Source organism: Ruegeria sp. BHSC223 (assembly GCF_059613025.1).
In genome coordinates this window covers 21192-40747 of sequence record NZ_JBXWRR010000001.1, presented here as the reverse complement: position 1 = coordinate 40747, position 19556 = coordinate 21192, and the positions used below count along the sequence as shown (strand labels likewise).

Sequence of the window (19556 nt, the reverse complement as noted above, 5' to 3'; positions counted from 1 at the left end):
GACTTCCGGTCCACTGGCCGTAATCCGCCCATCTTGCCACGTTCTTTGAAAAGCCTCTTCGCACGCTGCAAATGTCGGGGTAATTGCGTTAGGCAACTGACGCGACCAAGGAACCCTTAATGCAATTGACCCGCCGCGCCCTGTTGTTGACCGGCTTCGCGCTGCCCGTTGCTGCCTGCGGGCGCACACCGGAAGCTTCCCCTCCTGTCAACCCACCGCTTCACCCCAATGAAACGCCTGAGCTGCGCGCCGCGATCAACCATTGGTCAGATCACTATGAACTACCGCGGAATCTGGTGCACAAGCTGGCAATCCGCGAAAGCAGCCATCGCCCCTGGGCGGTTAACAGGCCCTATTACGGTCTGCTACAGATATTGCCCGCAACCGCCCGAACAATGGGGTTCCGCGGTGCGCCCGAAGATCTTCTGGATGCAGACACTAACCTGCAGTTTGCGGGGAAATACCTTCGCGGCGCCTGGCTTTTGTCGGATGGAGACCAGGATAGGGCGATCCAGCTCTACGCCTCGGGATACTATTATGAGGCGAAACGACGCGGGATGCTTGTCGAAACAGGATTGCGTCCCGCTGCTTGACCCAACGTCATCAGTTTTCAAAAATTGCAATCCGGGCGCCCTGGAAAGGGGCTGTCGCTCTGCTCCAAAGCCCCGTCGATGAAACGTTCACCCGGCACAAATCCTTGTACTTCCAAACGGTTCCCCTAACTCCGACCGGAGCGCTAGCGGCAGAGGATGATCTTGGTCTGTGCCCAGCAAACCGTTGATAGCAAATTATTAGTAGACAGGTACTTGTCGGCAATCAGCCGTTACCTTTCCGCAACCATAACAGGAAAACCGTTGCTTCGATGCCTGCAATGGGGCAATCTGTCGGCGTGATTAGCGAGTGCGTGCACGCGACCAAGTGCCGTTAGCGTTAGTCGCATGCCGGTTTTCGAATGCTGGTACTCGTTGAATGTACGAATGTAACAGGTGAAGGTATGGATACAGTCGATTCCGTGGTCGGGCGCCGGATCCGCGCCAGACGCTCTGCGCTGGGCCTCAGCCAAGCCGAGCTAGGCCGTGCGATCGGAGTGCGGTTTCAACAGGTTCAAAAGTATGAGTCCGGTGCAAACCGGGTGAGCGCGTCGCGCCTCTGGGCAATTGCCGAGGTGCTCGATGTGCATATAAGCCATTTCTTCGAAGGCATTCAGGCCCCGGAATCCGGGATGATCGACGGCAGCGATGCGCCGATCGACCGTCTTATGTTCCTTAAGGATCGGGATTCAGTCGAAATGGTAGAGATCTATAGCAGCTTGCCTCCGGCACAAAAGCGTGCTGTTCTAGCCTTTGTCAGAACAATGGCGGTCGATAGACAGTTAACCGGCGAAAAAGTACCGGGATAACGCGCCCACTGCCTTGCTCTGATCGAACAGGTGCAGCAGATGGATATTGTCGATCTCGGAACTCTGCCCAAGTCGGAAGCCGTCTATTCGGACTTCCTCCTACAAGTGCGCGAAAAGCTCGAGATGGACCACGCCGCTTATGCCGGGCTGAACCCGGCCGCCGGTGCCATTCACGGCTATGTCACCTATAGTGACGAGTGGAAGCTCCATTATCAGGAGCAGGGCTTTCACATGATCGACCCGACGCTGCACATGAGCCAGCGCAGCATCGCCCCGGTCGACTGGAGCCGCCTCGAACGCAGCAGTGATTTCCGTCGTGTCTTTCGCGATGCTCATGACTTTGGCATCGGCGATCAGGGCCTGACCATCCCGGTACGCGGTCCCTATGGCGATGTCGGGCTGCTCAGCGTCACCCGCGAATGCTCGACCGACGAGTGGCACAAGCTTGTACGTCATACACTCGGTGACCTGCAATCGCTGGCTGTGCATATCCACGACACGGTGATGAGTTCGGACATGCTGGGCCGGGTTCTGTATCACCCGTCGCTCTCGACACGCGAGGCCGAGATCCTGCAATGGGTGGCTGCTGGCAAATCGCAACAGGACATCGGTGACATCCTGTCGATCTCGCACCGTACCGTCGAGGTGCATCTGCGCTCGTCCCGCGAGAAACTCTGCGCCTTAACCACTGCTCAGGCTGTCGGGCGGGCCGTGGGCCTCGGGCTGATCTACCCCGGCTGAACCAACCAGTACACTTTTTTCCGCCTCTACGGGAAACCCCCAATAGTCCTCAGCCCCAACTTGGGTAACGATTGGTTCACCGAAATCCACTCGTAGGGGGAAACAAATGATCATCGTGATCGACGCTTTGAACAAGCATCTATTCGATGGAGTTCTGGATGAAATGTTTCGGTTGCGTGCCCGTGTTTTTGGTGATCGTCTGGGATGGGATGTGACAATCGAGGACGGCAAGGAGATTGACAAGTTCGATCACCTGGATCCTGTCTATGTTGTCGGGCTTGACGACGAAGGGAATGTGGTGGCGGCCGTCAGGGCGCTTCAGACCACCGGTCCACATATGCTGGCGGATGTGTTTTCTGACATCCTGTGTGGCGAACCACCGCTCCGCAGCTCCACGATGTGGGAATCCACACGGTTCTGTGTGGACACGCAGCGGCTCAAACGGGGCAAGGACCGCAACTCGGTGTCTTATGCCACTTGCGAACTGATGATCGGCTCGCTGGAATATGCCCGTCGTGCCGGGATCAGTGACATCGTCACCGTGATCGACCCGGTGATGGACCGGGTGCTAAAGCGGTCCGACAACGCCCCTTACGACTATGTGGGCGAGACCGTGCCAATGGGTAAGGTGCCGGCGCTGGCCGCCCTGCTCGATACTGGTGAGGAACGCGTCGAACGGGTTCGCCGGTTTGCCGGAATCCCCCATGACGTGTTCCTGAGCGACGACGATGCGCTGGCGCTCTTCAGTCGCGCACGGGCCAGGGCAAAGCCGCTCGCAGCCAACGCCGACGACGTCCCGGCCACGCCGTTGGAACGCTATCTGGCTGAACAGATTCAGTCCGCAACAACCGTAGAGGAACTGAAAGCCGTCCACTCCCTGATCGACGCCTTGGCCGGTTCCCTGACCCCAAGCAAGAGACAGAACCTTCTGGACACCCACAAAATGGTCGCGCGCGAAGCCTAAGCCACTCACGAACAAAGCCAGACGCGCGACAAAAAAGAGGAGCCGCCCGAAATCTCGGGCGGCTCCTTTTGTATCCTGTTCCGGGGAGCGCGGATTATTCTGCGTCGAGCGACTCAAGCGCTTTTTGCAGGTCTTCCTTGCTGATTTCTTTCTCGGTCACCTTGGCCTGTGCCACGATGTGGTCGACCACCTTGTCCTCGAAGATCGGTGCGCGCAGCTGCTGCTGCATCTGCGGGTTCTTCTGCACGAATTCAAAGAACTGGCGCTCCTGCCCCGGATACTGGCGCGCTTGTGCCAGGATCGCCTGGGTCATCTCGGCATCGGTGACCTCGACCTCGGCCTTCTGGCCCAGTTCGGCCAGCAGCAGGCCCAGACGCACGCGACGCTCGGCCAGTTTGGTGTGCTCTTCGGTCGCTTCGATCTCACCATGGTTGTGATCGTGAACCTCGGGGTTGTCCTCGTGCCACAGCTGATGCGCGATCTGTTTGGCCTCGGCGTCAACCAGGCTGGGCGGCAGGTCGAACGAGACCTTGACGTCCAGCGCGTCCAGCAGGCCACGCTTCATCACCGCGCGCGAAGCGCCGGCATATTCGGCTTCCAGACGCTCGGCGATCTGGGCCTTCAGCGCGGCCAGGTCCTCGGCGCCGAATTTCTTGGCCAGTTCGTCGTCGATCTCGGCGGCAACCGGTTCCTTCACCTCTTTGATGGTGCAGGTGAACACGGCTTCCTTGCCGGCCAGATGCTCGGCACCGTATTCCTCGGGGAAGGTGACGGTGACGTCCTTTTCCTCTTCGGCCTTGACGCCCACCAGCTGCTCTTCGAAACCGGGGATGAAGCTGTTGGAACCCAGCACCAGCGGGTAATCCTCGGCCGAACCGCCTTCAAACGCCTCGCCGTCGACCTTGCCCACGAAATCCATCACGACCTGATCGCCGTCCTTGGCCTTGGAGCCCTTGCGGCGCGCCTTGAAGTCCTGCGCGGTCTCGGCCAGGTTGCCCAGCGCCTCGTCGATGGCTGCGTCGTCAGCCTTGACCACCAGCTTCTCCAGCGCGATGTCGCTCATGTCGACCTCGGGGATCGCGGGCAGCGCCTCATAGGACATCTCGACATGCACGTCGTCGCCCTCTTTCCAGTCCTCGTTGGTCATCTTGACCTCGGGCTGGAGCGCGGGACGGTCACCGCTGTCCTCGAAATGCTTGTTCATGGCGCCGTCGATGGTTTCCTGCATCGCCTCGCCCAGCAGACGCTGGCCGAACTGCTTTTTCAGCAGCGCCATGGGCACCTTGCCCTTGCGAAAGCCCTTCATCTCGATCTCGGGCTGCGCCTCGACCAGCTTTTCGTTGACCTTGGCGTCCAGCTCAGCCGCGCTTACAACGATGTTGTAGCCGCGTTTCAGACCTTCGTTCAGCGTCTCGGTAACCTGCATATGGTAGTCCCCATAGGATTCGGGGCGCACGCACCGAGGCGCGCGCCATGCACAATTTGTGGCCTTCTATTTGTCCCGCGAGGCCGGTGCAAGGGGGTAGTGCCGCACTGGCCCCGCAATTGGGGGTATGAGACAAAAAACACGCCCCGGACCGGCCGGGGCGTGTCGATGTCAAACGGTCACGAACCGATCAGAAGCGCCAGCGCGCGCCCAGCACGATGGTGCTGAGGTCCTGATAGCTGTTGGCCGCGTCGTCATATTCATAGTCCTGATAGGTGAAATAGACGTCGGTGTTATAGGCCTCGACCCGCTGCGCGATACCCACGCCCCAGCCCTTGGTCTCGGAGCCCGCGACGTTGAAGTCCGACCCGTCATAATAGTGCACACCGACGCCGGTCTTGCCGAACGAGAACCAGTCGGCGTCATAGGCGACCTTGAAATACAGGTAATCAGGATCGCTGGCGCCTGCGGCGTCGTTGTCACGGGTGCCCCCCGCAAAGGTGAAGCTGAGCCCGTTCTGAAGCAGGACCGAGGCCGAACCCACCACATCCGAACGATCAACGCCATTGTTGTCGCGCACCTGATAGGCCAGGCCCGCGTCCAGCTGCACGCCCCCCGCGAACTCGCCCGAATAGCGCACCGCCGCATCGTAGTAATCCGACTGGTCGGCGGTGTTCAGGATGTTTTCGCCGTATGCGGCCGAGAAGGTGAACCCGGCGATCTCGGGGCTGTCATAGCGGATGCGGCCGCGGCGCGAGCCGTCGAACGTGTCGAGCGTATCGCCCACCGCCGGACCGGACAGAACTCCGGCCGTGTCGCGGAACAGGAAGGCCGCGTTGGCATCGGCAAGGTAGGAATACAGCGCCACGCCCACATAGGACAGGTCGGATTCGGCGATGCCATCGGCCGCCATGCTGCCCTGCCCCAGCGAGACCTTGCCCCAGTCGCCTTCGAGCGAGAAGTCGATATGGCGCAGGTCGTCGCGGGTCCAGCCGCTGAAATTGTCGCCCAGCTGGTTGGTCTCGGTCGAGTTGGGTAGGCCCAGCCCGGCTTCGAACCGGAACCGGAAGGTGTTATCGCCAAAAGGCTGCGCCAGACGCAGGCCGATGCGGCTGCGCGACAGGTCATTGTCGCGGATCTGGGTCTCGGTCTGCTGGCCGTCATCGACCGAAATCAGGGCCGGGTTGAACTGGCCATACAGCCGGACCGAACCGCCGGACTGGTTTTCATAAAGCAGCTGGGCCGATGCGGGCGCGGCCAGTGCCGCCGCCGCCAGGGCCAGAGCCGAAGTGGTTCTGAGTGTGGTGATCATCTTCTTTCCCATCAGATGGATGAAACGCGGTTGCGTGCCCTCTGATGTGGCGGGGATGGGTCTTGGTTCCATATGCGCGCCCCGGCCCGTGGCCCGCGCGTTGCATCGCTGCTACGCGGCACGACTCGAGAAAAAATAAAAATGCTTTTGTTACAGATAGATAATGAAGTAACGCGAATGCGAGCAGCACGTGAAATTCAAAAAAGCGCCCTGCAACATGCCAGCTTTCTGCAAATGCGATGTGCGTTTTTGCACCCATCTCACGCAAGAGTGACGCCCGCCCGCCCCTTGACGGGGGCGGGCGGGCGCAAACCCATCAACACCGGATCAGAATTTCCAGCGCGCGCCGAACAGGAATGCGTCCACATCCTGATAGGCCGTACCGGGATCGGACAGTTCATGATTGCGGTAGCCCAGATAGACCTGGGTATTGATGCTGTCGAAATTCTGGTTGATGCCCAGCCCAAGGGATTTCGACTCGCGACCGGCCAGCCCGAAATCATTGCCGTTGTAGTAATCGACGGCAAACGAGGTCATGCCCACCGACAGGAACTGCGTCTCGTATCCGGCCAGAACATAGGTGTAATCACCGCTGTTCTCGCGGCTGCCGCCAGCCACGGCAAAGTTCAGCCCCGAGCGGAACTTGACCGCGACCGAGCCGAACGTGTCGTCGCGGTCGACGCCACCGCTGTCACGGCGGGAAAAGCCGATACCGCCCTTGACCTTGGTCCCATCGAACTCGCCCGCATATTTCAGTGCGATGTCGTAATACTTGTCGCTGTTGCCCGGGGTCAGCACGTCGGTACCGGCCGCAACCGAAACGGTGAACCCATTGAAACTGGGCGTGTCATAACGCACGCGCCCCTGGCGCCCGCCATCCAGGCTAGGATTGACCGAGCCGATGGTGACGCCCGACAGCGCCCCGGCAGCGGTGCGGAACTGGAAACTACCGGCAAAATCGCCGATGCCGTTATACGTGGTCATGCCATTGTTGTTCAGCGTGATGTCCGCGACGCCGTCGCTGGCCATCGACCCCTGCCCCACATAGATCGTGCCCCAGCTCTCGCTGGCATAGGAAAAGTCGATCTTGCGCAGGTCGGTCCGATCCCAATCGGCCCCCTTGGGCGTGTTGGTCTGGCTCACCCCACCCGACGAACGCAGGCCAAGCGCGGATTCCAGATTGAACTTGAACGTGCCCTGGTACATGGGCTGCACGACCCACAGGCCGACGCGGGTGTTGGAATGGGCGTTATCGACAAAGGTATCCTTGCTCTGCACCCCGTCATCGACCGACTGCCAGGCCGGAGAGACCTGCCCGTAGATCTGGACATATCCACCCGAGGCGTTTTCCCACTTCAGTTCCGCCGCAGCCGGAACCGCAGCCATCGCGGCCAGCAGCGCAGCGCTTGTCGCTGTTTTGATCTGTCTCGTCATATCGTGTCTCCGTCGAGGAGGTTGCTGATTACCCTCCTTCAATTGGGAATAACGCCGCTCACTTCCAGAGAACCCGCCGAAACGCGCGCCAAGGTTGATATTTTCGCCACACGGAATCGTGATGCCCCGTGATGATCCGTTGCAACCACAAGCGCTTACCGCTCTGCTGGGCACTGGCGAAATCATGCGCAAAGTGAAAAACCACCTCACACCCCTGCACCTCTTGCATGGCACACTCCCACCTGGTGCAGTGCTTGGCCGATCGCAATCGTCAGGGGCGCAGTCCCCGGGCAGAAGGGATCGGGCCTCATTTCGGGGAAGGGCAAGGTGGTGCGGGTGAAGGGACTTGAACCCCCACGCCTTGCGGCGCCAGAACCTAAATCTGGTGCGTCTACCAATTCCGCCACACCCGCAATCACGGCCCGCCGCAGCGGTACCGTGACGCGCTGAATAGCAAAGCTTTCAGCCGAGCGCGAGAGGCAATCTGAATGCTTCCGTCACGATGCCGCAAAGGCACGCTTTCCGGGATTTATCTAAAAACGGCAACAAATCGCCGCGACAAGTTCACGGTTTTGCCACATTCTGACCAGCAAAAATAACGAGCAGACCAAGGTGATCCATCATGAACGCAAAAGCGGCAGTCCGTGCTGCGGGCAGAGGCTCGCATCCCAGTCCCGACATCACGCCGGTTCCCGAGGCCGGATTCCTGGCCGGCACCGTCCTGCTGACACAGGATGGCGAGATGCCGGTGGAATTCCTGTCCCCCGGTGACCGGATCATTACCCGCGACCGCGGGTTTGTTCCGCTGCGTCATCTCACCCGCGCATGTCAGACCGTGCGCGCGATCCGCTTTGCCGCCGGATCGCTGGGCGACACCCGGCCCGATTGCGACCTGATCCTGCCCGCTGGACAACCCGTGCTGATCCGCGACTGGCGGGCGCGGGCGCTGTTTGGCACAGCGCAAGCCATGGTACGGGCCGATGCGCTGGTGGATGGAGAGTTCGTCTGCGATCTGGGTCCGCGCGACATGCCGTTGTTCCAGCTGCATTTCGATGCCGCCCATGTACTCTATGCCGGTGGTCTGGAAGTGGCGGGCCAATGCCTGCCCGCCTCCGGCCGGCTCGCCGCCTAAAGCCCCAGTTTGCGAAACACTGCCGGCAATTGCTCCGGCAGGTCCTCGGCGATCAGGCCGGGGCCGAATTCAAGCGCGCATTCCACATGCAGCCAGGCGGCGGTTTCTGCCGCCTGCATCGGCGCAAGGCCGCGCGCCAAAAGCCCGGTGATGAAGCCTGCCAATACGTCGCCCGACCCGGCGGTCGCCAGCCAGGGTGCCGAGCGCTCGTAATGGGCCGAGTTCACTGAACAACGCCCATCCGGCGCCGCGATCACCGTATCGGGCCCCTTGAACAGCACCACACAGCCCGCGCGCTTGGCGGCCTCACGGGTGGCATCGACCTTGGAATAGGCCGGGCCGCTCTTCGGCTCCTCGCGGAGCCTCTTCGCGATATCGGGGAATAGCCGCGCAAACTCGCCGCCATGCGGGGTCAGAACGCAAGCTTCATGCAGTTGGGCAAACAACGCGGCCGGGTCGTTGGCATAGGCACTCAGCGCATCGGCATCCAGCACCGTGGCGCGCTTTGCGGCCAGCGCCACCGGCACCAGATCGCGCGCCCGTTCGACACCCATGCCAGGCCCCAGGCAGAGCGCACTAAGGCGGGTATCCCCCAGCACTGTCGCTAACCCATCGGCACCGTCGATCCGTGCCAACATCAACGCCGTGATTTGACAGGCAACCTCCTGCTGCGCGCTGGGTGGCACCCCCAGCGTCACCAGCCCTGCCCCGATGCGAAGCGCGCCGCGCGCCGCCAACCGCGCCGCGCCGGTCTTGCCCGAGCCGCCGGAGAGGATCAGGGCATGGCCGTGCGTGTACTTGTGCGACTCCGCCGCCTTGTCCGATAGCCTTGGTTGCGCAAGGCGCACAATTTCGCTGGCAAGCTCTCTTGTGGCAGCGCGACTGGATGGCAAGTCATCCAAGCCGATGCTTTTCACCACTGTTTTTCCGCAAAAAGCCGGCCCATCTGAAATTCGATGCCCGACTTTCTCGCGATGAAAACTCACAGACAGTTCAAATTCCAGCTTCCCACGCCCTATCTGTTCCTGGGTATCAATGAGAGGCTTTCCGCTGTCGGCACATAATCCAGAAGGAAGATCAATCGCCACGCGACGCGCGTTGACCACCTCAGTTGTGAGCACACCGATCTGCTCATGCAGGCACATCTCGCTGCCGAGCGGTCGAACCAACCCAGTGCCAAAAACCGCATCTACTATGAGATCGACCCCTCCAACCTCTCCGATTTGCCAATTCCAGTTCTCTGGCTCAAACTTCGCATAAGCCTGAACCTCCCCCAACACCCGCCACCGCTCATAATTCGCTCGCGCATCCGGCGGCAGCTTCCCGGGATCGCCATATAGAAACACCTCCACCGCCCAGCCGCGCTCGTGCAGCAGCCGCGCCACCACGAACCCGTCGCCGCCATTGTTGCCAGGCCCGCACAGGACCACCGCGCGCCTCGCCCCTTCCTCTTGCTGCAAATATCCCGGGGGTGCGGGGGCTGGCCCCCGCTCTTTCGCCAGTTCCGGCCATTCCTCGAAAATCGCTTCGACCACGCCGCGCCCGGCGCGCTCCATCAACTCCAGCCCGGTCACCTCGCCCGAGGCGATTGCCGCCTGTTCGATGGCCCGCATCTGCGCCGCGGTCAGCAGTTCGGTCATGCCCTGCCCCTTTGCCGATTCACTTCTGCACAATCCTTGTGCATTCTGCACAAATTTTCACCTGTCGCCCAAAATTGCCGCAGTGCGGCCTGGCCGGTTTCGCATTCGCGTTGAGCCTCCAGCTTAGACGTGATCTGAGGCGGGCTGACAAGCTTGCAAGGAGCACCGCGATGAAGAAGATCGAAGCGATCATCAAACCGTTCAAGCTGGACGAGGTCAAAGAGGCGCTGCAGGATATCGGCGTCCAGGGCCTCAGCGTGGTCGAGGTCAAGGGTTTTGGCCGTCAGAAAGGCCATACCGAGCTCTATCGCGGTGCTGAATATGTGGTCGATTTCCTGCCCAAGGTGAAACTCGAAGTGGTGCTGGACGACGACCAGGTCGACGCCGCCATCGAGGCCATCGTGGGCGCCGCCAAGACTGACAAGATCGGCGACGGCAAGATCTTTGTCTCGACCATCGAACAAGCCATCCGCATCCGTACCGGCGAGACCGGTTCGGACGCGCTTTGACCCGAACACACTCTAGCAGAGGACAAGAGAGTATGAGCAAGGACGCAGTTCTTCAGCTGATCAAGGACGAGGGTGCCGAATATGTCGACATCCGCTTCACCGACCCGCGCGGCAAGCTGCAGCACGTGACGATCATCGCCGATCTGGTCGACGAGGACTTCCTGGAAGAAGGCTTCATGTTCGACGGCTCGTCGATTGCCGGCTGGAAGTCGATCGAAGCCTCGGACATGAAACTGATGCCCGACACCGAAAGCGCCTATGTCGATCCGTTCTACGCGGAAAAGACCATCTGCATTCATTGCTCTGTGGTCGAGCCCGACACCGGCGAGGCCTATGACCGCGACCCGCGCGGCACCGCCGTCAAGGCCGAGGCCTATCTGAAGGCATCGGGCATCGGCGATGTTGCCTATATGGGTCCCGAGGCCGAATTCTTCCTGTTCGACGACGTGCGCTATTCGAACACCATCAACAAGGTCTCCTACGAGGTCGACGCAACCGACGCCTCGTGGAACACCGATGCCGAGTTCGAGACCGGCAACATGGGTCACCGCCCCGGTCTGAAGGGCGGCTATTTCCCGGTCAACCCGACCGACGAGGCGCAGGACCTGCGGTCTGAGATGCTCTCGACCATGAAGCGCATGGGCATGAAGGTGGACAAGCACCACCACGAAGTGGCCTCGTGCCAGCACGAACTGGGCCTGATCTTCGGCACGCTGACCAAGCAGGCCGACGAGATCCAGAAATACAAATACGTGATCCACAACGTGGCCCACGCCTATGGCAAGTCGGCGACCTTCATGCCGAAGCCGATCTATGGCGACAACGGCTCGGGCATGCACGTGAACATGTCGATCTGGAAAGACGGCAAGCCGCTGTTTGCCGGTGACAAATATGCCGATCTGAGCCAGGAAGCGCTGTATTTCATCGGTGGCATCCTCAAGCACGCCAAGACGCTGAACGCGTTCACCAACCCGGGCACCAACAGCTACAAGCGCCTGATCCCCGGTTTCGAGGCCCCCGTTCTGCGCGCCTATTCGGCCCGCAACCGCTCGGGCTGCGTGCGTATTCCGTGGACCGAAAGCCCCAAGGCCAAGCGCGTCGAGGCCCGCTTCCCCGATCCGTCGGCAAACCCCTACCTGTGCTTTGCCGCGCTGCTGATGGCCGGTCTTGACGGCATCAAGAACAAGATCGATCCGGGCGAGGCGATGGACAAGAACCTCTACGACCTGCCCGCCGAGGAGCTGGCCGACATCCCCACCGTCTGCGGTTCGCTGCGCGAGGCGCTGGAATGCCTGGCTGCCGATCACGACTTCCTGCTGCAGGGCGACGTGTTCACCAAGGACCAGATCGAAGGCTATATCGAGCTGAAGATGGAAGAGGTCCACAAGTACGAACACACCCCGCACCCGGTGGAATTCGGCATGTATTACAGCTGCTGATCGCGGTCTGTACGCAAATCGGGGGGGCGCCTTTCGGGCGCCCCTTCCTTTTTTGGAGGATCGACCGCCTTTGCCGAGCACGATCGCGTCTTTTGACCCTGACCGGTCCGATATTCCCCTTTGAGGTGCGCCCCTGCCCGGCTAGTCTGGCTTCACATTGCTGACAAAGGACTATTCATGCGGCTTCTAGCTTTGACACTGGCGCTCGTCCTGACTACCGGCGCCGTTGCGGCCCAGACGATCGAACGCATTCGCGACACCGGACAGATCAATATCGGTTTCCGCGTCGACGCGGCGCCGCTCTCCTTTGCGGATGCCGAAGGGCGGCCGGCGGGCTATACGCCCCAGTTGTGCGGCCGGCTGGCACAGGCCATGGCCAACCGGCTTGATCTGGGTGAACTGAAGGCCGGTTTTGTCCCGGTCTCTGCCTCGGACCGTTTTGAACGGCTTGCCAAGGGCGACATCGACATGCTCTGCGGCGCGGCCACGGTGACGCTGGAACGCCAGAAGACGGTCGATTTCTCGATCCCGATCTATGTTGACGGGACGTCTGTCATAACCCGCCGCGGTGAAGGTGCTCACCTGTCCGATCTGGCGGGCAAGACCATAGGCTTTCGCGCCGACACAACGACCGAACAAGCCGTGCTGAACTCGTTCGAGGCCGCCGGGCTAGAGGCCCGGTTCGAGCGCTTCGCCGATCACAATGCCGGCTTCAAGGCGCTGAACGACGGTGCGCTTGACGCCTATTTCGCCGATCAATCCATCCTGATCTACAACTATGTCTCCGGCAATATGGGCGAGAAGTTCCAGCTTCTGGACGAGATCCTGACGATCGAGAAACAGGCGCTGGCCCTGCCCCGCGGCGACAGCGATTTCCGGCTTCTGGTCGATACGCTGCTGTCAGAGATGTATGCCGACGGCACCATCGACCGCGTTTTCCGTGAAACCCTGCCCGGTGTCGAACCGGGTGCCGCGCTGAAAGCGATGTTCCTTCTCGCACCAACTGTGCCTTGACCCTTTGCAGAGCGATATCATGGTTCCCTATTTCCGCCCGATCCTTCTGACGTTGATGCTCTCGCAGCTCCCCTCGGCGGGCGCTGCCCTGACCTGCGGCAATACCGGTGCCGGGTTCGAGGCCTGGAAGGCCGAGTTCGCCCAAGTGGCCCGCCGACAGGGCGTTGGCAAGCGCGGGCTCGAGGCGCTGGCGCAGGCCCGCTATGCCACCCGCACCATCGCCGCCGACCGAAATCAGAAAAGCTTCAAATACTCGCTCGAAAAGTTCATGCAGGTGCGCGGCGCGGATACGATCGTCGCCCAGGGCCGCAAGCGCAAGGCGCGCAATCCCGAATTCTATGCCGCGCTGGAACGGCAATATGGCGTGCCCGCCGGCATCCTGATCGCGCTGCACGGGATGGAGACCGCCTTTGGCTCTTTCATGGGTGACAGCGCGGTGGTTTCAGCGATCACAACGCTGGCCTATGACTGCCGCCGCTCTGATTTCTTTGTTCCCCATGCGCTGGCAGCCCTGGAACTGGTGGACCGCAACGCCATTTCCGGCGCCACCAAAGGCGCCAAGCATGGCGAGCTGGGTCACACCCAATTCCTGCCCGGAAACGCGCTGGCCTATGGCGTGGATGCAACCGGCGACGGGCGGGTGGATTTCTACGACATGACCGACGCACTCGCCTCTACGGCGAATTTCTTACGCCAGAAAGGCTGGCGACCCGGCCGCGGCTATCAGCCGGGAGAACCAAATTTTGCAGTCATAAAAGCGTGGAATTCAGCATCTGTCTATCAGCAGGCCATCGCCATCATGGCCAAACGAATCGACAGCTAAAAGTTGCATTGCGCCATAACCATGACACAGACCTGACAGGTTGCAGCCACTTTTAAGGGGTTTTTCGAGGTATTTGCAGTTTCCAGACCATAGTCAATCTTGCAAAACTAGACGAATTGCCTCGTGATAACTTGGTTTTGGCCCAAATTTTTGCACCAATTGTCGCTAGTTTGATCCTCAGCACAACTTTGATTGGAGGATGTCGCTGTGGCACAGACAGGCACGTATCACGGTGGACTAGTATTCCTGGGTAACGAAGATGGCGTAATGGACCGGTTCAGCCGGATCGTAACGGCAACACTTGAGGACTATGGTCACGCCGTCGAACGGCAAACGCTGCTGAACGACCACGAAGCACGGATTATGTCCAGCCAGTACCTGGTCAGGCTAGCCCTTGAATCCGAAGGCATGGACACGTCGCGCGTTCGTCGCATGGATGCTGCAGCAGGGTTGAACCAGCGCCTGCACGATAGCAAGGAGCGAGCCCGCAACCGGCTGGTCATTTCGATCACACCGGTTTCACACCTGACCGACGACCGCGACGTGACCGAACTGATGCTGGTGGTGATGCTCTACCGGATGGTGGATCTCTATACCAGCGAACTGATCGAGTGGCTGGACCCCGATGTCCGCCTGACGATCGAACAATTCCTCGGCGCGTTCGCCAATGTATCGCCCCGCAGGGTGCGCGGCCGCCAGCAGATCCTGAACCCTGATGGCGCGCGTTTTGCCCCTATCGACGATACCGCCCCGGATCTGGCAAACCGCTATGACCGGATCATGGGACAATACGCCCATCAGGGCGAAACGGGTCTTGTCGAACTGACCGATCAGGAGGCGCTAGCCCTCGCCTTTCGCAGTGAGCCGCGCCCAGACCAGATGGATGCTCTCAGCCCGGAAGAGCGGGCGCAGACCGATATTCGCCGGCTTGCCAGTTGGGGCATGACGGGTTGCTTGGCCTTTGTCTCGGCCCCGGTCGCCGCATCGCTTGCCGCGGTGAACCTGATCAAGGGCGAGGATTTCCGCCTCAATACGCAGGTCCTTTCTCTAACTGCGGCGCTTGTTTTCATGCAAAGCTCGGGCGCCATGTCCGGCGTTCTCGCATTGCTGCCGGTCTGAACCAAACAGCATCGCCGCGATACGCCCCGCCCGATACCGGCGGAGCGATGTCGCATCAGCCCGGTACCGGCACGGAACGGCGCGCCAAAACATAGGTATGTATCGAGAATACCACCGCGCGGGTTTCGGGCAGGCGCAGGATGCATTGCCGCTCGCTGCGCAGATACCCCGCATCCGCCGGTACCGGCGCGCTGCGGCGGTCATGGATGCTGCGAGGCTGGTGCAGTTCGGCATCGGCATACCAGAGCGCGTTGAACCGCCACAGGGGCCGCCCCACCTGCACCCCGTCAAACAGCCGCTGCACCCGCCGCGCGATCCCCGCATCATAGCTGTCCACAGGCTCGTGAATGGCGATCAAGGGGTGCATGAATTTCTCGGCCAGCGTCCAGCTGGCCGGAAAGCACAGGACAGCCCCTGTCAGCACATGTTCGTCGCCGCGCTTTTCGAGGATGCAGAAATCCTCCTGCACCAGCTGTCCCAGGCTGCGCAGAGGATCGGCACGATCAACCGGGACAGTTGCGCCATCGGGCCGGGTGAGCCGATTGCCCGTGCCGGGATAGGCCAGCCCCTGCACCAAGTCGAGCAATTCGACCGCCGCCGGTCGCGCCCCCTCGTCCAGCGCCAGCACCGCGTCCGGCCTCTCGGCCAGCAATGCCGCGCGCCGGGCCATCTGCCCGGCAAAGGCCTCGTCCCGGTGCAACCAGTCCTTCATTTGCAGCGGTGCGATACCCGGCAATGGCCGGGGGCTGTGGATATCATATGGCAGGCGGGTTTGCAGGATCTCGGTCATGTGCCCGGCCTAGCATCGCCTTGGCGACGGAAACAGGCCAAAAACGACACGAACACCCGTCGCGAAAGGATGCGACTCAGCCCCTTGGCCCCGGCCACAGTTGGGATCAGCATGACAAGGGAGGCCCCGATGACCCAGCATTACCGCGATACCCGCAAGATCGACCCCAGTCGGGGCGCCACGCTGGGTGACGGCAGTCCCAATGACAACGACCGGATCGAGATCGGGCCGACCCAGCTGGCCTTTGCCGAATGGGCGCAGGCAGGGCTGGAACTGCCCGACCTGACCCGGATGCGCGAGCATCGCTGGAAACGGCTGACCCGCGCCATTGTCGAGCGGGGCTATGGTGGCCTGTTGATGTTCGACCCGCTCAACATCCGCTATGCGACCGACTCGACCAACATGCAGCTGTGGAACACCCACAACCCGTTCCGCGCGGTGCTGCTCTGTGCCGATGGCTACATGGTGATCTGGGACTACAAGAATTCGCCCTTCCTCAGCACCTTCAACCCGCTGGTGCGCGAACAGCGCTCGGGCGCGGACCTGTTCTATTTCGACCGGGGCGACAAGGTGGATGTGGCAGCGGACGTGTTCTCGAACGAGGTGCGGGTGCTGATCGAGGAGCATTCGGACGGCAACAGGCGGCTGGCAGTGGACAAGATCATGCTGCACGGGCTGCGCGCGCTCGAGGCGCAGGGGTTCGAGATCATGGAGGGCGAGGAGGTCACCGAAAAGACCCGCGCCATCAAGGGGCCTGACGAGATCCTTGCCATGCGCTGCGCCCATCACGCCTGTGAAAGCGCCATCGCCGAGATGGAGCGGTTCGCGCGCGCCAATGTCGGCGACGGCAGGACCAGCGAGGACGACATCTGGGCGGTGCTGCATGCCGAGAACATCCGGCGCGGTGGCGAATGGATCGAGACCCGGCTGCTGGCCTCGGGGCAGCGCACCAATCCCTGGTTCCAGGAATGCGGGCCGCGCATCACGCAGAAAAACGAGATCATCGCCTTTGATACCGATCTGATCGGGTCCTACGGCATCTGCATCGACATCAGCCGCACCTGGTGGATCGGCGATCGCGCGCCGCGCCCGGACATGATCTATGCCATGCAGCATGCGCATGAGCATATCATGACCAATATGGAGATGCTGAAACCCGGCGTCATGATCCCGGAACTGACCGCCAATTGCCACCGGCTGGACGACAGGTATCAGGCACAGAAATACGGCTGTCTGATGCATGGGGTGGGCCTGTGTGACGAGTGGCCGCTGGTCGCCTATCCCGACAAGGCTGTGGCGGGGGCCTATGACTATCCGCTGGAGCCGGGCATGGTCCTGTGTGTCGAGGCCTGTGTCGGCGAGGTGGGCAGCGACTTCTCGATCAAGCTGGAAGATCAGGTTCTGATCACCGAGGACGGGTATGAGAACCTGACCACCTATCCGTTCGATCCGGCGCTGATGGGCGCGGACTGACAAGGGATTTCGCCGCGCCTGCGGCACGGCGACCGATGCGAGGGGCGCTGCCCCTCGCGCTCCCCGAGGTATTTCTGAACAGAAGAAGAAGCTGGCTGCGCGTCACCTCCGCGTGAGGCGTTTGACATGAGGGTTGTGGCGGGGGGCGGTCCTGCCCACTCTGGGGAGAAACCCATCAGGAGTGACCCCATGCCCACAGAACGGATCACCTTTGCCGGTCATGATGGCAGTCAACTGGCCGCCCGGCTGGACCTGCCGGAGGGGCCGGTGCTGGCCACGGCGCTGTTTGCCCATTGCTTTACCTGTTCCAAGGACATTCCCGCCGCCCGCCGGATCGCGGCGCGGCTGGCGGCGATGGGGATCGCGGTGCTGCGCTTCGACTTTACCGGTCTGGGCCATTCCGAGGGCGAGTTTGCCAACACGACATTCACCTCGAATGTCGATGATCTGGTGGCTGCCGCCACCTATCTGGCCGGGCGCGACATGGCGCCGGCGCTGTTGATCGGGCATTCGCTGGGCGGGGCTGCTGTACTGCGCGCACGGGCGCGGATAGCCACTGTGCGCGCCGTGGTGACCATTGGCGCCCCCGCCGATCCGGGCCATGTGACGCATCATTTCGAAGCCGCCCTGCCCCGCATCCGGGCCGAGGGCGCGGCCGAAGTCTGTCTGGGCGGGCGGCCGTTCCGCATCGGGCGGCAGTTTGTCGAGGATATCGCCGAGAGCGCGCTGCAACCGGCCATTGCCGGGCTGCACGCCGCGCTGCTGGTGCTGCACGCGCCGCGTGACGAGACGGTGAGCATAGACAATGCCGCCCGGATCTTCATGGCCGCGAAACATCCCAAGAGCTTTGTCACGCTGGACGATGCCGATCACCTGATCAGCCGAGCGCAGGATGCCGAGTATGCCGCCGATGTGATCGCCGCCTGGGTCGGCCGCTATGTGAGCCTGTCGCCGCCTGCGCCGCCGCCTGGCGCACCCGAGGGCGTGGTGCGCGTCACCGAAGTCTCGGCGAGCGGGTTCCTGCAGGATGTACAGTCCGGTCCCGATCACCACACCCAGGCGGACGAACCGCTGTCCTATGGCGGCACCAACCGGGGCATGTCGCCCTATGGTTTCGTCTCGGCGGGCCTTGGCGCCTGTACCTCGATGACCATCCGCATGTATGCGCAGCGCAAGGAATGGCCCCTGACGGGGATCAATGTCGATGTCTGCCATGACAAGGTGCATGCCCAGGACGCCGATACCGGTGCCAGCGGCAAGATCGACGCGTTCACCCGGGTTATCACGCTTGAAGGCCCATTGAGTGAAACGCAACGGGCCAAGCTGCTGGAGATCGCCGACAAATGCCCGGTTCACCGCACCCTCGAAGGCGCGGCACGCATCGTCACACGCCTGACCTCCGGGTCCTGACGCGCCTCACTAAAGGCGGGCGGGCATCGGGCGGGCCACGGGCGGCCGGTGGATCGGCGGTCGTGCCACCGGCGGCCGGGCGATCGGCGGAACCGGTTTTGCCGGTGGGCGCGCGATCGGGTGTTCGGGGCGCGGACGGTCCGGCCGGGGCGGACGCGGATAGCCGTAATAGTAGTCGTTCCACAGCATCGAGTCGTAATAGACCGAGTTGCTGCCGGTCGCGGTCGGATCACACCCCGCAAGGCCCAGAACCGCGACAACGAGACCGGCCGAGAGGGTGAGTTTTGCAAAGCGCATGGCCATCCTCCTAGTTTGCCGCCCGGAACGAGGCGTAGATTGAATTGATATCCTCGACCAGTTCGGGCCGGGCGCCCGTCTCGACCACGGCCAGGGAAATCGCCACGCGGCTGCCGGGCAGATCGACCAGAACCGCGGTGAACGCGACCGCATTTCCATCGCGTCGCCCGGTGCCGACATAACGCGCCGCCGGCAACCCGCCGATGCGGATGCGGCTTTGTTCCCGCAACTCGGGGTCGCTGACCACCGATTTGCCGATGTTGCGCAGGTAGTCTTCGGCCTGGGCAAAGGTCGAAACCCCGTTGGGCGACATGAAACCGACCCAGACGCCCGGCTCGGCTTCGGGCTCGAACCCGATCACGCGGTTGATCAGCCGCGCCTCGTCCGACCCCGGCGGGGTCAGCGCCCGCGGACCACCGCTGCGGACCTGCCAGAAATCCGGCGCGCTGAGGTGAAACAGCGCCCTGCCGTCAGAAACATAGGTGAGCGGCATGTCAGCTGTGGCTGGCAAGGGCAGCAGGTTTGCTGCCAGCGCCAACGCCAGCGCGCGCAAGGGGGCGAAACTCTTTGGCATGGCAAACATCTTTCCTGATCGCGATGGTTCCAGTGTCCATACCATATCCCGCAAAGGCAA

19 protein-coding genes and 1 tRNA gene are annotated in these 19556 nt (G+C 61.8%); 12 read left to right on the top strand and 8 right to left on the bottom strand.

Going from position 1 to position 19556, the window contains the following annotated elements:
• Nucleotides 1–119 precede the first annotated feature (119 nt).
• The 4 genes from AC2FNY_RS00195 to AC2FNY_RS00180 all read left to right on the top strand — a co-directional run bounded on the left by AC2FNY_RS00195 (nt 120) and on the right by AC2FNY_RS00180 (nt 3104).
• Nucleotides 120–593, top strand: coding sequence for a lytic transglycosylase domain-containing protein (locus AC2FNY_RS00195; RefSeq protein ID WP_234140723.1), 474 nt, complete (start codon nt 120–122; stop codon nt 591–593).
• A gap of 401 nt (nt 594–994) precedes the next feature.
• Complete coding sequence (locus AC2FNY_RS00190) at nt 995–1399, top strand: helix-turn-helix domain-containing protein (protein WP_496801276.1); 405 nt, start codon at nt 995–997, stop codon at nt 1397–1399.
• Nucleotides 1400–1438: 39 nt separating this feature from the next.
• Nucleotides 1439–2140 (top strand): LuxR family transcriptional regulator, encoded by a 702-nt coding sequence (locus AC2FNY_RS00185; protein ID WP_234140721.1) that lies wholly within the window; start codon nt 1439–1441, stop codon nt 2138–2140.
• Between the two features lie 106 nt (nt 2141–2246).
• The gene (locus AC2FNY_RS00180) at nt 2247–3104 is read left to right on the top strand and encodes an acyl-homoserine-lactone synthase (RefSeq protein ID WP_496801275.1); all 858 of its coding nucleotides are present in this window, start codon (nt 2247–2249) and stop codon (nt 3102–3104) included.
• 94 nt (nt 3105–3198) lie between these two features.
• On the opposite strand, the gene tig is transcribed toward AC2FNY_RS00180, so the two are convergent.
• The 4 genes from tig to AC2FNY_RS00160 all read right to left on the bottom strand — a co-directional run bounded on the left by tig (nt 3199) and on the right by AC2FNY_RS00160 (nt 7689).
• Nucleotides 3199–4530 carry a trigger factor gene (tig, locus tag AC2FNY_RS00175; protein ID WP_496801274.1) on the bottom strand — a complete coding sequence of 444 codons (1332 nt, stop codon included), beginning with the start codon at nt 4528–4530 and terminating at the stop codon, nt 3199–3201.
• A 190-nt stretch (nt 4531–4720) separates the two neighbouring features.
• Entirely contained in the window at nt 4721–5842 is a 1122-nt protein-coding gene (locus AC2FNY_RS00170; RefSeq protein WP_496801273.1) for a porin, read from the bottom strand.
• A 327-nt stretch (nt 5843–6169) separates the two neighbouring features.
• Nucleotides 6170–7276, bottom strand: a complete 1107-nt coding sequence (locus AC2FNY_RS00165; protein ID WP_496801272.1) for a porin — start codon at nt 7274–7276, stop codon at nt 6170–6172.
• Nucleotides 7277–7604: 328 nt separating this feature from the next.
• Nucleotides 7605–7689, bottom strand: a tRNA-Leu gene (locus tag AC2FNY_RS00160).
• A gap of 209 nt (nt 7690–7898) precedes the next feature.
• Here AC2FNY_RS00160 and AC2FNY_RS00155 point away from each other — a divergent pair.
• Entirely contained in the window at nt 7899–8408 is a 510-nt protein-coding gene (locus tag AC2FNY_RS00155; protein ID WP_234166390.1) for a Hint domain-containing protein, read from the top strand.
• Here AC2FNY_RS00155 and AC2FNY_RS00150 read toward each other — a convergent pair.
• The gene (locus tag AC2FNY_RS00150; RefSeq protein ID WP_496801271.1) at nt 8405–10048 is read right to left on the bottom strand and encodes an NAD(P)H-hydrate dehydratase; all 1644 of its coding nucleotides are present in this window, start codon (nt 10046–10048) and stop codon (nt 8405–8407) included. The genes AC2FNY_RS00155 and AC2FNY_RS00150 overlap by 4 nt on opposite strands.
• A gap of 170 nt (nt 10049–10218) precedes the next feature.
• Here AC2FNY_RS00150 and AC2FNY_RS00145 point away from each other — a divergent pair, with 170 nt between their 5' ends.
• The 5 genes from AC2FNY_RS00145 (at nt 10219) to AC2FNY_RS00125 (ending at nt 14952) form a co-directional block, all read left to right on the top strand.
• On the top strand, nt 10219–10557 hold the full coding sequence (locus AC2FNY_RS00145; RefSeq protein ID WP_234140699.1) for a P-II family nitrogen regulator: 339 nt from the start codon (nt 10219–10221) through the stop codon (nt 10555–10557).
• Nucleotides 10558–10589: 32 nt separating this feature from the next.
• A complete protein-coding gene (gene glnA / locus AC2FNY_RS00140; RefSeq protein ID WP_234140698.1) occupies nt 10590–11996 on the top strand; it encodes a type I glutamate--ammonia ligase in 1407 nt (468 codons plus the stop codon).
• A gap of 177 nt (nt 11997–12173) precedes the next feature.
• On the top strand, nt 12174–13010 hold the full coding sequence (locus tag AC2FNY_RS00135; RefSeq protein ID WP_234166388.1) for an amino acid ABC transporter substrate-binding protein: 837 nt from the start codon (nt 12174–12176) through the stop codon (nt 13008–13010).
• 19 nt (nt 13011–13029) lie between these two features.
• Nucleotides 13030–13833 carry a lytic murein transglycosylase gene (locus AC2FNY_RS00130; protein ID WP_439653303.1) on the top strand — a complete coding sequence of 268 codons (804 nt, stop codon included), beginning with the start codon at nt 13030–13032 and terminating at the stop codon, nt 13831–13833.
• Between the two features lie 207 nt (nt 13834–14040).
• Nucleotides 14041–14952 carry a hypothetical protein gene (locus AC2FNY_RS00125; RefSeq protein WP_234166387.1) on the top strand — a complete coding sequence of 304 codons (912 nt, stop codon included), beginning with the start codon at nt 14041–14043 and terminating at the stop codon, nt 14950–14952.
• Between the two features lie 55 nt (nt 14953–15007).
• On the opposite strand, the gene AC2FNY_RS00120 is transcribed toward AC2FNY_RS00125, so the two are convergent.
• Entirely contained in the window at nt 15008–15742 is a 735-nt protein-coding gene (locus AC2FNY_RS00120) for a heme-dependent oxidative N-demethylase family protein (protein WP_496801270.1), read from the bottom strand.
• A 129-nt stretch (nt 15743–15871) separates the two neighbouring features.
• Here AC2FNY_RS00120 and dddP point away from each other — a divergent pair, with 129 nt between their 5' ends.
• On the top strand, nt 15872–17215 hold the full coding sequence (dddP, locus tag AC2FNY_RS00115; protein ID WP_496801269.1) for a dimethylsulfonioproprionate lyase DddP: 1344 nt from the start codon (nt 15872–15874) through the stop codon (nt 17213–17215).
• 189 nt (nt 17216–17404) lie between these two features.
• On the top strand, nt 17405–18625 hold the full coding sequence (locus tag AC2FNY_RS00110) for a bifunctional alpha/beta hydrolase/OsmC family protein (protein WP_234140688.1): 1221 nt from the start codon (nt 17405–17407) through the stop codon (nt 18623–18625).
• 9 nt (nt 18626–18634) lie between these two features.
• Here AC2FNY_RS00110 and AC2FNY_RS00105 read toward each other — a convergent pair whose 3' ends face one another.
• A complete protein-coding gene (locus AC2FNY_RS00105; protein ID WP_234183321.1) occupies nt 18635–18922 on the bottom strand; it encodes a hypothetical protein in 288 nt (95 codons plus the stop codon).
• A gap of 10 nt (nt 18923–18932) precedes the next feature.
• On the bottom strand, nt 18933–19496 hold the full coding sequence (locus AC2FNY_RS00100) for a hypothetical protein (protein ID WP_496801268.1): 564 nt from the start codon (nt 19494–19496) through the stop codon (nt 18933–18935).
• Nucleotides 19497–19556 lie beyond the last annotated feature (60 nt).

What these genes read in the sequence shown, in the direction of transcription:
- AC2FNY_RS00185 (WP_234140721.1), top strand. Translation starts at nt 1,439, where the DNA reads ATGGATATTGTCGATCTCGGAACTCTGCCCAAGTCGGAAGCCGTCTAT.
- tig (WP_496801274.1), bottom strand. Translation starts at nt 4,530, where the DNA reads ATGCAGGTTACCGAGACGCTGAACGAAGGTCTGAAACGCGGCTACAAC.
- AC2FNY_RS00190 (WP_496801276.1), top strand. Translation starts at nt 995, where the DNA reads ATGGATACAGTCGATTCCGTGGTCGGGCGCCGGATCCGCGCCAGACGC.
- AC2FNY_RS00155 (WP_234166390.1), top strand. Translation starts at nt 7,899, where the DNA reads ATGAACGCAAAAGCGGCAGTCCGTGCTGCGGGCAGAGGCTCGCATCCC.
- glnA (WP_234140698.1), top strand. Translation starts at nt 10,590, where the DNA reads ATGAGCAAGGACGCAGTTCTTCAGCTGATCAAGGACGAGGGTGCCGAA.
- AC2FNY_RS00150 (WP_496801271.1), bottom strand. Translation starts at nt 10,048, where the DNA reads ATGACCGAACTGCTGACCGCGGCGCAGATGCGGGCCATCGAACAGGCG.
- AC2FNY_RS00110 (WP_234140688.1), top strand. Translation starts at nt 17,405, where the DNA reads ATGCCCACAGAACGGATCACCTTTGCCGGTCATGATGGCAGTCAACTG.
- AC2FNY_RS00105 (WP_234183321.1), bottom strand. Translation starts at nt 18,922, where the DNA reads ATGCGCTTTGCAAAACTCACCCTCTCGGCCGGTCTCGTTGTCGCGGTT.
- dddP (WP_496801269.1), top strand. Translation starts at nt 15,872, where the DNA reads ATGACCCAGCATTACCGCGATACCCGCAAGATCGACCCCAGTCGGGGC.
- AC2FNY_RS00145 (WP_234140699.1), top strand. Translation starts at nt 10,219, where the DNA reads ATGAAGAAGATCGAAGCGATCATCAAACCGTTCAAGCTGGACGAGGTC.
- AC2FNY_RS00195 (WP_234140723.1), top strand. Translation starts at nt 120, where the DNA reads ATGCAATTGACCCGCCGCGCCCTGTTGTTGACCGGCTTCGCGCTGCCC.
- AC2FNY_RS00135 (WP_234166388.1), top strand. Translation starts at nt 12,174, where the DNA reads ATGCGGCTTCTAGCTTTGACACTGGCGCTCGTCCTGACTACCGGCGCC.
- AC2FNY_RS00170 (WP_496801273.1), bottom strand. Translation starts at nt 5,842, where the DNA reads ATGATCACCACACTCAGAACCACTTCGGCTCTGGCCCTGGCGGCGGCG.
- AC2FNY_RS00165 (WP_496801272.1), bottom strand. Translation starts at nt 7,276, where the DNA reads ATGACGAGACAGATCAAAACAGCGACAAGCGCTGCGCTGCTGGCCGCG.
- AC2FNY_RS00120 (WP_496801270.1), bottom strand. Translation starts at nt 15,742, where the DNA reads ATGACCGAGATCCTGCAAACCCGCCTGCCATATGATATCCACAGCCCC.
- AC2FNY_RS00180 (WP_496801275.1), top strand. Translation starts at nt 2,247, where the DNA reads ATGATCATCGTGATCGACGCTTTGAACAAGCATCTATTCGATGGAGTT.
- AC2FNY_RS00130 (WP_439653303.1), top strand. Translation starts at nt 13,030, where the DNA reads ATGGTTCCCTATTTCCGCCCGATCCTTCTGACGTTGATGCTCTCGCAG.
- AC2FNY_RS00100 (WP_496801268.1), bottom strand. Translation starts at nt 19,496, where the DNA reads ATGCCAAAGAGTTTCGCCCCCTTGCGCGCGCTGGCGTTGGCGCTGGCA.